This window comes from uncultured Imperialibacter sp. (assembly GCF_963974565.1).
Classification (GTDB): domain Bacteria; phylum Bacteroidota; class Bacteroidia; order Cytophagales; family Cyclobacteriaceae; genus Imperialibacter; species Imperialibacter roseus.
Map to the genome: position 1 here is coordinate 119,818 of NZ_CAXBCJ010000015.1, position 14,016 is coordinate 133,833.

Annotated in this window: 2 protein-coding genes; both read right to left on the reverse strand. The window is 46.9% G+C overall.

Features of this window, described 5'->3' with window-relative positions:
- Positions 1-92: 92 nt before the first annotated feature.
- Positions 93-4,088, reverse strand: a complete 3,996-nt coding sequence (locus AAC052_RS19515) for a hybrid sensor histidine kinase/response regulator transcription factor (RefSeq protein WP_339815137.1) — start codon at positions 4,086-4,088, stop codon at positions 93-95.
- 135 nt (positions 4,089-4,223) lie between these two features.
- Positions 4,224-13,655, reverse strand: a complete 9,432-nt coding sequence (locus tag AAC052_RS19520) for an FG-GAP-like repeat-containing protein (RefSeq protein WP_339815138.1) — start codon at positions 13,653-13,655, stop codon at positions 4,224-4,226.
- Positions 13,656-14,016 lie beyond the last annotated feature (361 nt).

Below are 14,016 nucleotides of genomic sequence, written 5' to 3' on the forward strand. Positions count from 1 at the left end.
TTTCATAGCTTCAAGTTCGGCCCTCAGATACCGACATGCTAACAGACACGTAACACGGACTCACACAGATGTAACATATAGCCCAAAAAACCTCAGAAGTTCCCAGCGCTTGATTTATCCTCAAGTTCCGAGGGCAGCAAACCATACTCTTCTTTGAAGCATTTCGAAAAATAAGAAAGGTTATTGAAGCCCACCTCAAAGGCAATTTCTGTCACGGTGGCGCTCCTCTTCCGGATGAGCTGGTGAGCTCGCTTCAACCGGATGGATCTGATGAACTCGCTGGGCGATTGGTCAGTAAGTGCCTTCAGCTTACGGTGGAGGTGCATCCGACTCATGGCCATCTCGTCACTCAGCCATTCTACGCTTAATTCCGAACCTGCCAGATGCTTCTCCACGAGCGCCACCGCTTTTCTGATAAAAGTTTCGTCCATTGACATGGCTTCTACTGGAGTCGGCTCCAACAAGACCTGCTGGCGGATTCTTTCCCTCAACTTTTGTCTGATATTAATCAGGTTGTCAATCCGCACGGCCAACTCTTTTCCGTCAAATGGCTTGGTTAAATAGTCATCAGCTCCTGTTACAAGCCCTTCAATTTTATCTTGACTGTCGGCCCGGGCGGTCAGAAGCACAACAGGAATATGTGAAGTGGCTACATGTTCCTTCAATTTCTTCGTCAATGTATATCCATCCATGACCGGCATCATTATATCGCTGATGATCAAATCGGGTACCTTTTCTTTGGACATAGCCAACCCTTCTTCTCCATCGCCTGCTTCAAGAATTCTAAACTGTCCCTCCAGTTGGCTTTTGATATAGGTTCTCACATCCGAGTTGTCTTCAATCACCAACACGACGAGACGGCCATCGTCAGCCACTACACTATTCTCTGTCAAAACTTTGCTTTTAGCCGGCTTTGTGGCAACATCGACGGTCACTTTTTCTGCAACAATTTCGTCTTTCCCAAAGTGAGCACTTCCTTTAAGCAATTTGACCGTAAACACTGTACCCTTCTCTCTGGTGCTATTGACACTAATTGACCCATGATGAAGCTCAACAAGTTCCCGGGTCAGCGCCAGCCCGATCCCTGAACCTTCCTGAAATCTAGTCGTTGAGCTATCTACCTGATAAAACCTCTCGAAAATATTTTTCAGTTGATCTTCAGGGATTCCAATGCCTGAATCCGCCACATCAATTTCGACGGATTCTTGTAATTCTCTTATGGTCAAACTGATGCTTCCGCCGTCTTCTGTGAACTTAATTGCGTTAGTGATTAGATTAAAAAAGACTTTTTCAATTTTGTCGACATCAAAAAAAATGTCCAGCGAGTCTACCTCCGAGTAAATAGACAACGTCAACCCTCGGCGCTCTGCCAGCGAGTCAAATGATCTGGTCAGGCCTTTCACAAATGTTACCAAATCATATTTTGCAGCTTCTAACTTCAGCAAGCCGGTCTCCAGCTTCGACAGATCCAAAAGCTGGTTGATCAAGCGCAAAAGCCGGTCGGCGTTGGACTTCATCATGCTCAGCACGCTGCCCGGCATCACTGCATCGTTGCCATCCGCCCGATCGTTTAGCGGGCCAAGTATTAGGGTGAGCGGTGTTCGAAACTCATGGGAAATATTGGCAAAGAAGCTAGATTTCACTTTGTCCATTTTCTGAAGCTGCCTGGCCTGCTCCTTAAGCTGTGCATTCTTTTGCTCGATTTCTTGTGTTCGCTGTCCTACAATCCGTTCAAGCACCAATTTTTCTTCTTTAAGTTGTTTGGAGCGCCGACGAATAATGAACTGTATCGTTCCCACAAACAACGCCAGGTAAATGACAAATGCCCACCAGGTGCGATACCATGGCGGAAGGATCAAAAAAGCATAGGAATCAACCTTGCCCTGCACACCATAAATGTTTCTCCCTCGTACATAGAAAGTATAAGACCCTTCAGATAAGTTCGTAAAGTCTTTTTGTGTCTCCGTTGTCCAGGCCGACCAGTCTTCATCATATCCTCCCAACATAGTCTGGTACTCGTTTTTTTCTGCAAAGTCGAAACTGGTCGCCGCAAATTGAAACCGAATGAAATTGTTCGGAAACTCTAATTTGGGGACTACCAGTGCTTTTTCCTTCTGGTTCCCACCAAAAATCAGGGAATCATTTTTGGTGATAACCTGCCTAATGAGTGTATTGAAAGGTCTATCATAATTAACAGAGACGCTATGGTCATGTCGCAACAAAAGATCGTTGCCACCCAGCCAGGTAATACCATTAGGCTCTGAATAGATGTAAAAAAGGTTGACGTCTTCCAATCCCGCAAAGGCGTTATTCGCCCAGGCGTACTTTCCATCTTCTCCCCTCTTTGCATAGCCAGTATCCCTAACCTTCTTATCACGATTGTATATATGTATCCATGCTCTACCATCAGTCCCTTCCTCAAAGAAATAGGCGGCATGAGAGCCATTGGCCAGCATATCTCCAAAAGTAGAATCAGGTCGAAATTTATTCACCCCAGCATCAAACTGAAAAATACCACGGTGGGTGACTATAACCTTACCTCCTCCGTATGGATAAACGAAATTTTCAACCATGGAGGGCAGGCCTCCCAGCGTATCATACAGCTGCGCCTCCTGAATCTCAAGCGGTGAGCCAGGATCCGTTTTCAGTCGATAAATACCACGATGAAAGGTGCTAATCCAAAGAATACTATCCACGACCAGCATTCGGCGAATTTCCCCTCCGACATCAGGTAGTTTTCCAAGACTCTCCCATTTTCCGCCTTTCACTTCGAACACTGCCACGCCATCGGTAGTGCCGCCGTAAACAATGTTTGGGTTTTGAGGAGATTGATAAAGTTGGCGATATCCCTGAGGAGCTACAGGAACTTGCTCGAAGCCGCTTTTAGTCAATACCTTAATGCCAAAATCGGTGGCAACTACTAAAGAACGGTCGACCGTCAGAAAAGACCAGGCGTTATTGGCCCCCTCAATGCCGCTCAACATTGCACCGTCCTTATCATTCCGTATTGTTGAGACTTCATGGCCCGTTGCTACATATAGTTCATTGTCATGCCTGATAATGGCATTCACTATGCCACGAACACCATTTTTTTGGTCAAAACGAGTAATTGGAGATGCAACGTCAACCTTACTTATTCCGTTGTCGAGCGCCAACCATACGGCACCACCATCATCAACAAATGCAGCGTGAACCGCATCATTTTGAAGCCCGTTCCCAGCATGAAGTCTGTATTTTAACTCCCCACCACCGGTAACTACTACGGCTCCCCCCAATATGGTACTTAGCATCATGCTTCCATCCTCAAGCCAAATGCCATGATAAAGTAGGCTTTCCTTAAGAAAAGCATCAATTTCAGTGGGAAACGCCGAAAATTCTGTCCCGTCGAAGTGGTAAAGTCCATCATTTGCTGTCCCAATGACCAAGCCCCCACCAGCTTTATTCCCAAGCATAAAATAGAATCGCTTGTCCATCAGTTTCTCACTCCCCGGCACCAGCTGCAGCGAGTCTGCCACAAGCTTCAGAAGACCCACATTTCGCTGCTGCACATAGAAATCATTGTTTACAAAAAATGAGATGCCGAATGTGTTTTCGCCCGACTGCCAGGTCTTCATTTTTGACCCATCCCATCGGAAAATGTGACTATACCCACAAAAATAAGTCCCTTCAGGTGTAGAGAAGGTTCTTCGTATATTTCTAAAGTCCCTATTTTCCTCCCCCACTTCAGACTTGAGGGATACAAACTGCATTTGTCCGATTGAATCCGGTGCCAGATAGCCGATTTCGTCGTAGCCGCCAGCAAAAATTCTATTACTTTCATCCTTAGCGAGAGAGAAAAACAGGCCGGTTTTAGTTTCAATTATCCTCCATCGAACGCCATCAAATTCTAAAACCCCATTGGTATTGGCAAAGTACAGTATTCCTTTTTCATCCTGAATCGTGGCCCAGTTTTGAGCGTGCCCTCCAGTTTCTTTATGGCTGAAATTCGTTATTAGTGGAATCCCCATCTCATTGCGGCTTTGCCCAAATAGGTTTTGCCAGCAAAAAAAAATGATGAGTACCATGAGACCTCTGAAAGCAAGTTTCATACGATCGAAGGTTAGATTGCAGATGCAATTTGTCGGCTGAGCGGCTATAACAGATTAGAACTTAACGCATAATCTACTGAAATACCACTACTTGTGTTAAAAAATTTGCCAATCAGAATGGCATGTGAATCCAGGTTACTTCTTCACTATCAACCTGAATGAGACTATCTCTACTCCATTCCCATGCTTGTCAAAAAATCTCAATATATATAGGCCGTTTTTAACATCTGTCAAATCCAATACAGTCTGCTGGCTGGTGCCCTGCCGCACCGCTTTTGACATTATCGTCTGACCGTTCAAATCCATAAGCTCTGCGACAACCTCGCCCTTTACAAGCTTCTCGTACCGTATCGTGATATAGTCATCCGCCGGGTTAGGGTACACCGTCAGCCCCTTGAAGTAATCCAAATAGATACCCGTCTCTTCCACCTTGGTCACCACAATGCTGGTTGGCGTAGCCAACGCATTGATACGGATTCTGTTCTGCTCAACGCCTGTGCCACCGCCAAGCTGAAAATCGATAAAAGAAGTAGGATCCATCGGAATACCCGGATACTGAATATTAACACGATAGTCACCATCAGGCAGGTTGTTCATCTCAAACTGACCCGTTTCATCTGTTTGAACATAGGCGATCAGCTCATAGTCATCTTCATTGTCCTTCGCCCTGAACCGGGAACGGCTCACACTCACGCCTGCTCCCTGCACACGGCTGCGGTCAAGCACCTTGCCGCCAGTGTCCCCAAAGTCCGACTCAAAAAGACCTTTGAACGTGTTGTCTCCATCTGCTGGCGTCAATTCCCTCGGTACGTTAACCATCGTCAACACCAGGTCGCCAATATTGTCTCTTAGCTGGATCAGATCAGCAAACACCCAGTCGATCGTACTACGGTAGTAACTTGGTATGTATTTTTGGTGGTCCTGCTCGGCATACAAAAGATAGTCTCCCAACACTATATCTTTGATTTCAAAGCCTCCATTGGCTGCGCTGTTGTAAAAACCTGTTGTATCGTACGCTCCGGTCTTTACTCCCAGCAATGCACCATTTGCATTGGCAACGCTAGCGTTGTTCAGGTCGGAGATCAGACCCGTAATCGTGGCGGTGCCCAGCACTTTTTGTACTTCGCTTCGCAAGGTCAGCCCTGCCACTTTGCTGCTGGTTATCTCCAGCTCGTAGCTTCCCATGTTCTCATATCTTATCGGCCCCAGTTGATAGGTGCTGCTGGTTCCTGCTGCTATCGATGAACCATTGTGGTACCACTGGTAGCTATTGGCTGTGCCGCCAACAGGCACCTCTACAGTTACTGCTGTGTTCACAGCTATCTTTTCGTCTCGGGCCTGGCCGGTCAGTTTCTGAGGGGCATAGTTGATACTGGCTATGCCTATGTTGGGCTCCAGGTCGTCAAACTGCAGCCGGTTGTTGCTCACATTTAAGGTGGTAAGCGCTATGATGTTAGTAAGAGTTGGTAAGCTGCTTACCTCATTGTTGGAGATATCAATAACTGTCAGCCTTCGCATGTCACCGAGACGTACCGGTAATTCACCCAGCAGATTGTTGGATGGAAGGGTTATGCCCGTAACACGGTCGTTCGCTACTGTGATCCCAAACCAGGTCGCTATATCAGCCGTGTTCCAGTTTGTATTATTATTCCAGCTATCACCCCCCAGTAGGTTATAAAGCTCGGTCAATATCAGCCTGTCCCGTTCCAGTGAGCTTACCCGAAGTGCCACAGGCAATGTGGTCAACGTAAGGTTGGGCAGCTGGGTGTTGTTAATCTGAGCTGTATAGCTCCCCTCTTCAGCAAATGTTGGAAAGGCTATCGTGTACTCCGGCCCGGTGGCCCCATCGATGACTGTCCCGTTTTTATACCACTGATACTGGTTTGAAGTCCCTGCACTTGTCCGGTCAATTGATAAAGGCTCTCCTCTCTCCTGAAGCAGGTCAACTGCGGTAAACAAGTCCGCTTGCGGTGAGTAGCTAAACGTCGTTACTCCTGCAAACTGCTCCAGCGAACCAAAGTCCAGTCGGTTATTTGACACGTTGAGTGTCTGCAGTGCTGACAGGTTAGCATTGGCTGGCACCGTGGTGATTTGGTTATTGGCCAGATCCAGCTGCACCAAAGCATTTAGCTCGGTGCCGGTCAGCGTTGGGAAAGCTCCCGTCACGTTGTTGGAGGGAAGGTTCAGGGCCGTCACCCGGCTGTTCTCAACAACAACACCCGACCAACCTCTCACCTGAGCTGCTTTCCAGTTTGCTGAATTTGTCCAGCCGGCGCCTCCCATTTCATCATAGATTTTCACAAGGGCTGTTGAGTCCTCCGTCAACTCGTCAGATTTTAATGTCTTGACCTCAAGGGTATCTGAATAGGCAGTTTCACCATCTGCATTGAATGCCTTTATCCTCATGAAATAGCTCGTGGCATGGTAAAGACCAGTCACTGAGGCCACGGTGTCGGCAGTCTCAAAGGGATTGTAGCCTGGCAAATAGTTTGTAAAGAGTCCGTCGGTTGCTATTTCCAGCCTGTAGCCATCAACAGCCTCTGAAGCGGACCAGTTGGCCTGAAAACCAAAGCTTGTAATGTTGGTTGCAGCCAGCCAGGTGGGCGTCAAATCTATTGCTTCCAGAACAATGCTGCCCTGAAGAGGGCTAGTCACATTGTAGTTCGTAGTCGCCGTAGTTCCATTGAAGGAGTATATATCATAAAATATCTCTGTGCCTGCAACTTCGCTTAAGGTATCAGAAAAAGTGAGGGCCGTTGCCGATTGAACAACGAATTGTTCACTGTAAATCTCCCCATACACATAGTCTGCGGCGTCCAGCGGGGCCGTGTCAACTACTCCGACCAATCTTCTCAAAATAAGGTAGCTGGCTGCGTCAGCTGCAGCCGTAAACGAGCCCGTCACTACAGCGCCATTCTGAGTCAAGACTAGTCCACTTGCCTGCTCTATGGGAGTACTTGCAAAGCTTAAAACACTTGCAATTACTGGGTTGATGCTGTAAACTGTTTCAGCTCCTGTTCCATTGAAAGCATAAACCAAATAGGTGTAGTCCGTCTCTGGCAGCAAACCAGTATCGGTAAAACTGGTGGCTATGTCAACCTGTATCACTGTATTGTCCGCCGCCGGAGTCGATCCCTGCGTTAGCGGCACACCAGTTACAGGCGTATAGGAAGCAGCACTGGTCAGCTTTCTGATAACAACATAACCATCTGACCCGAAGCCATTAAAAGAGCCGCTAATAGCATTCGCCTTGTCCTTTGAGAGAGCAAGAGCGCCTGCATCAGTCGGGGTAGCGGGGTAAGTAAGGATACTTGAGGTGGCAGAAGTTGCACTATAAATGGTGCTGCTTCCCGTGCCGTTAAATGCATAAACATCGTACGTGTAGTCGGTTGACGGAACCAGGCCTGTATCTGTAAATGAAAATGTTGCCCCTACCTGCACCACGTAGTTGTCGGTGGAAGGCGTTGCTCCCTGAGTGAGGGCTGCACCATTTTGCGGCACATAGGCTGCCGAAGAAGTCAATCTTCGAATAACCACATAGCCTTCAGCTCCTGACGTTGGAAAATTACCAGTGACCTCATTTGCCGAATTTTTTCCCAATGTGAGACCAGTTGGTGCTGTTGGTGTAACCACAGTTGTCACTACCAGTGGGTCACTTATCACGCTAATGCCTGTAACCAGACCAAATGCCACGGAGATGCTTGCATCGTCCATCGAAAATGTCAACGGGGCACCTGTTCCGGTAGCGTCAGCTCGTGAATCAGCAATAAAATAGAAATATTTTCCTGCCACATAAAGGGGCTCATTAGTGAGGTCAAAAGAAGCATTGCTGGCTGTCACCAGAGTAGGGGAAATAATTGCATTATCACCTGTAGTGGCCAGACTATTGTCCGCAGAAATCACTAATTGGAAGTTCTGGAGGTTAGCCTGGGGGTCTTCTGAAAAGTTGTAAGTCAGACCGGTGAGCTCGGCGTACTGATTAGCTGAAATGAGCGCTTCCAGTAACACAATGCCTGATGACCCGCTGCCAACCGTAACCTCTGAGCCTGTGTTGTTTTGAGCAGTAGCACTAAAAATGGGGCCCGCCTTAAATGTTATCGTTGGGCCACTATAGGTGAATGGATCAACCGTTCCTGTTGAAAAATCAATACCCAACTCGGAAGAGGCAAAACTAATACCCGGTTGGGTGGGGTTCGCCTCAATTTTAGTATCTGCCACAAGGAAAAGGTAATGGTCAGCGGCAGTCAGCACCTCACTGAGAGACTGGAATTCAATATCTGTAATTGACAAAAATGGACTACTGCTTAATAATACATTGTCGCCCCCAGTGGAGAAAAACTGATCTACCGAGTAGTACAGTCTGTAATTCTGGAAACTCTTGCTCAGGTCCACACTTGACGTAAAAGCGACCCTCGTCAATGTGGTTCCAGCAGTGATATTAACAGCTAATCCCGCCACAACAACATCAGGCGTGCCATTGTTAACAGCAGCCACGGGCGTTTCTCCATTATTGGAAGTTACTACAAAAGGACCAGGGCCCACCTGAATTTCATATGTACCAGCGTCGACCTGAGCATTCGAAATACGGGGATTGCCCGCCAAATCCAAAGGCAACACTTCAACAGTATTCGCATCGTTGTCGACGTCAAGGTCGTCAAGCGGAAGGAACGAGATATCGCCGAAATCCTGCGCTGAAGACCCACTTTGGATGGAGAGGTCTCCAGTGCCTGACGAGGTGAAAAGGGGATCTGCTACCGATATATTGGCAGCGGTAATTGTTCCTGCAAAGCCCGAATAATCTCCTATGTTCCAGGAATCCACAACCGAGTTGGAAATGTCAAGATTGGAGCCGTCGTCGATAATATTGATCTGACTACCTGCATTAGCCCAAAGAATACTGTTGCTAATGACAGCGCTGGAAACAAAGCCGCCGGAAGAAACAACTGCTACTCCATCGCTACTGGATGAAGTGGTAAATGTTGTTTGAGTTAAGATCACACTGTGATCAGATGAAGCCGATTTAAAATAAATCCCAGCACCCGGATTCCCAGAGTTATTGTAGAATCTCCCATTTGTGAGGGAAATGTCTGAATCAAGGGATCCAATGGCTCCCCCATTCAGGCCAAACGCACTATTCGTATCGAAATCGACACTGACAGCCAGTAGAGAAGATCCGTTCGAAAGATAAATACCGCCGGCTTCCCACGCTGTGTTGTTGTTAAAATAGCTATTCGAAATCTTAATGATAGCATTGTCGGCATAAATGGCCCCTCCAGTACCAAAGTTGATCACCGAGTTGGAAAGAAATGAAGACTTCTCAATAGTAACGGTGCTATTACCTACATATAAGCCGGCACCGAAATCGTTCTGATTAAGTTGAATGGTGAGGTTGGCCAAAATGGGATCAGCACCTCCTTCGATCTTAATGCCTCCGCCATAGTTATCGGTTCCAAACTCCCCGCTACCGCCACTAATAGTAAAACCGTCAAGCCTTGCATTGTTGCCAGAGCCTCCAATATAAACGACAAGGTAACTGTTGAGAAAATTAGGAGAATCGCCATCAAGACTAGTCACATTAGTCACCGGATCTCGTTGCGAAAGATTTGTTTCTGTCCCGTTAAAGCCCCCATAAACGGATGTTCCCGTTGGGATCACGAAAGGAATAGACGGATCGTCTCCGCTTGGATAGTAATTGCCTGCCGCTACCCAAATCTCCGTACCATCCACCGCTGCGGCAAGTGCACTTTGCAAATCGGTGAAGGCGTCCGTCCAGGTACTCCCATCGTTGTTGCCAACCGCATTCACATCTACATAGGCAAACAACAAAGGATCAGGATTGCCCTGGTGTTCAAAAGCACCCAAATCTACTGTAAAGTTGTAGTATCTGGGGTTCTTTCCTAAATCGTACGGCGCATACTCCAGATAGTCCGCATCCTGATCCTCATCGAATATGTCTATATACCAAGGTTGTTCAAGAACAAAATTGTCGCCGGCATCGATAGCTGGTGATGGCAGCAAAAGGTGATAGTCCTGGTTGGCCGAATTGATAAACAGGGGATCGGTGAGGTAAATATTACTCTCAGTCTCAGCGGCGTAAGCCGTATTGTCCCAATCCTCCACTATGGAGTTCTGGATCGTAAACGCTCCGCCGTCGTTAAAGTTTTTCAAACTACCTGCCTGTGCCACCGAGGTATTCCCCCAAAAAATCGAATTATCAATCTGTATGGTTGCGCCCGAAAAGAAGTTCAGGGCGCCTGGTCCGTCATTCGAAGCATTGTCAGCAATGGTAGAATTGACCACGATAGAGGTAGACAGGTCGTCGACGACAATCGCCCCACCGTAATCATATGCAAAGTTGCCAGCAAAAAGGTTTTGAAAAGCCTCAAAGTAGCTCTCCTGGAGGTAAATACCTCCGCCGGTTGTAGCTGTAGCTCCATTGTTAAGAAATTTATTGTAATAGCTCACTGAGTTGTCAATCAGGTTTGAGCCATTCATATAAAGCCCGCCGCCAGAAACTGCGTCGTTATATTGAAAGACGCTTCTGTAGATGAATGGCTCCGAAGCGTCCAAATAAGCTCCTCCACCAGTCGTTGCCTGGTTGTTCTGGAAATGGCTGTTAAGGATTGTTATGCTCGTGCCCGTGATATAAGCGCCACCGCCACTTGTTCCGGCATAATTATACTCAACAAACACATTATTAATACTAAATTCAGCCGTTGATGAGTAGATTCCGCCACCATCGCCGGCCGCATTACCCCCGCTAATTGTCAGACCATCTAGGTAAACCCCAGTCACGTTGCTGATGATAACGACGTTATTTGAGTTGTCAGAAATAAAAGAAAAGTTGAAGTCATCGTCGCCGTTGAGGTCACCACTTAAAACCGTCTGCGACGGATCTGCGTACCTCTCACCAAGGCTTCCTTCAATGCCATCAAAACCACCAAAAATACTCAGATCGTTTTGAGTGATCACGAACGAAAGAGATGTGTTGCCCGCATTGATCCCATCAGGCCTGTATACACCGTTGGCCACCCATATCTGGTCACCATCTGCAGCAGCGGCCAGGGCGTCCTGCAAATCCGTATAAGCATTCGTCCACGAAGTTCCGTTATTCAATCCGGATGCATCGGCCTTCACGTAAATGGTTTTGGCCGGATCAGGCACACCGGAAGCTATCCATTCTGTGCCAGTCATGTTCATCAACTCTCCATTCAACCCATTGCCGGTCAAGTCTGGCAACACCAGACCTGATACCTCATCAAAACGATAGTATGCAAGCAGCCCTGCTTCGTTACCCACGAGTGTTAAAGATCTGTTGTCATTGATTTCGCTCAACGTACGCTCCCCGTCCCAAATGCGTACATCGTCGATGCTTCCTTCGATATTGAAGCTTCCGCCAAACCTTCGATCTCCTATGTTCAAACGACCGAATGAGTAGGCCGGTGTCCCGAGAGTGTTGGTCCCTGTGTCTGTATCGTCAACCCCATCTACATAAATGGTTCCGTCGCCTGCACCACGATACACAACCGCTACATGGTGCCAGACACCATCGTTGTACGTGCCATTAGTTTGCATGGAACCACCGTTAACTACAAGAGTTATTTGATCCCCCAATGATTGCTGAACCGAATATTCCGTATCTGAATTTCCTTTTTCGATGAATACCTTATTACCTGTGGCAGTCGTACTAAACCAAAATTCTATAGTGAAAGCACCTGCTGGTTCCAATATCGGGTTATCGAACATCTCCACATAATCGTCCACAGTAAATGGCAAGGCATTTCCCTGGCGGACCATAAAACCGTTCGACACGTAGTAGGAACTTTCACTTCCACCAAAATCAGTCTTGGCCCGGTAGAAGTATTGTGTTCCCGGGGTGAGGGTCACGCTAATATCGACTCCTCCCGATATTCCCACACTAATATTCTGACCTGACGGCAGGAATGAGCCAAATGCTGGGTCGGTAGAAACATCCACAAGAAGATCAACTGCCCCGGACGGTGCAATCAGATTGGGTGTAAAGCCAAACGTGGAAACATTAGTCGCGTTAAATATGGCCGGTGGGGGAAGCGTATTTTCCCATAGCGACGCCCTGAAAGTAGAGCCAAAGTCATCTGACCCAGTCTGAAAAAAATCAAGGTCGCCGTCTCCATCAAAATCTACCCAGTTGATGGTGCCATACATGATTTGATCCAAGGTAATATTCGCTTCGGTGAAAACGCCGCCACTATTGTCGTAAATCGTGGTAGTGGGATCATTCGTACTGCCAGAGCCGTTCACCGATATATCAAGGTCACCATCGCCGTCGTAGTCTACCCACTTAATCTCTCCCTCGGAATTCTCAGGCAGTCCGGCATTTATATCTGTAAAAACTCCGCCACTATTTTGATAAATGCGGATCAGGTTAGGTGCACCAAATCCATTTTCAACACCGGAAACAAGCAAGTCTAAATCACCGTCATTATCATAATCACCCCAATCACTTTTACCGTAACTCTTCTCTATTATTCCTGCATCTGCATTTGTAAAGACTCCTCCATTGTTTTGATAGAGGGTACTTTCACGACTTGATGCATCATTAGCACCCATACTGAACAGGTCAAGATCACCGTCATTATCGTAGTCCGCCCATGAAATATCTCCAAGGAACAGTCCCGTTAGCCCAGCGCCTATATCGTTAAAAGTATCTCCTCCGTCATTTCTGTAGATGGCAGCAAATGTAACATCTGAAGGACTGTTGGTAACTCTTCCCTGATAAGCAAGATCCAGGTCGCCATCATTGTCGAAATCTCCCCACTCACCGCTAGCATAGTCCACTCCTTGAAGACCTGCGCTGATATCAGTAAAGGTATCGCTTCCGTCATTTCTATATATAATGGCATAGCGAACGGGAGACGAATCGGAACCAGCAAAAAACAAATCCAGGTCCCCATCATTATCGTAATCACCCCAGGCTACGGCGCTGTAAAATCCCCCTTGCAACGGGGCACTTATGTCTGTAAAAACACCAGCGTCGTTTCGATAGATCACCGTTGTAGGGTCGTAATTATTATCAAACCCCGTAACAACCAGATCGGGATCACCATCGCCGTCATAGTCTCCCCATGCGGAACCGGCGTTTTCTCCAACGCCAGTAATTGCGGTTGATACCGGGATAAAAGCTCCTTCAAATAGACCGGCCGCTACCGTAAAAGAAAAAGTATACGGAGTGGCTACTTCAGCCCCAATACCCAGCACAGCATCAGTAACCGTCACCGTTACTACTTCACCAGGCGCAAAATCATTGGTGGGATCGAAAGTAACATCGGTGCCGGTAGTGTTAAAAATGCCGGAAATAGTGCCGGAAATGGCACCCCTGATCAGGATGTTGCCATCAACGGTGACTGAATTAATGTTTGTATCAAATGAAATGACCAGATTGGTAGCCGGGCTTACATTGCCCGCATTTAGGCTCGGAGTAACAGTGGCCACTGTCATTTGCGAAAAGGCTTCTGAAAACGACAAGAAAATAGCGCATACTACTAACAGTATCCTGAAAGGAGGAAAATGGAACTTCGGTGAAGGCATAGTAAACCCTGGAAGAAATAAAAAACCTGAACGAATGAAGTTGGCCAGGTACTCAATTTGAGCCCTTTTAAAAAAATTATTCAATAGCTGAAGGAAACAGTGAAACGTGAACTAAGCGATGAAAAAGTTCGATTAGCACATTCTCTCCTAAACATAAGCTCAAAAGCTAAATTTTACTACTCCGCCAACCAGATTATATAAAAAAAATTCACGATATCTCCTCCAATGATCGGATATGCCCAGGTCTTTAGTCATCTTTTGTCTGTCTCCAGTTTAAAAACTCAACCGATCGCCAACCGAATTAGAGAAATCCTATTTTCTTCTGGGATTATTATATTTCTATGTTGTAACTTGTTCGGTT

Excerpts from the sequence above, each read along its gene's own strand:
- AAC052_RS19515 (WP_339815137.1), bottom strand. The coding sequence starts at position 4,088 with ATGAAACTTGCTTTCAGAGGTCTCATGGTACTCATCATTTTTTTTTGC.
- AAC052_RS19520 (WP_339815138.1), bottom strand. The coding sequence starts at position 13,655 with ATGCCTTCACCGAAGTTCCATTTTCCTCCTTTCAGGATACTGTTAGTA.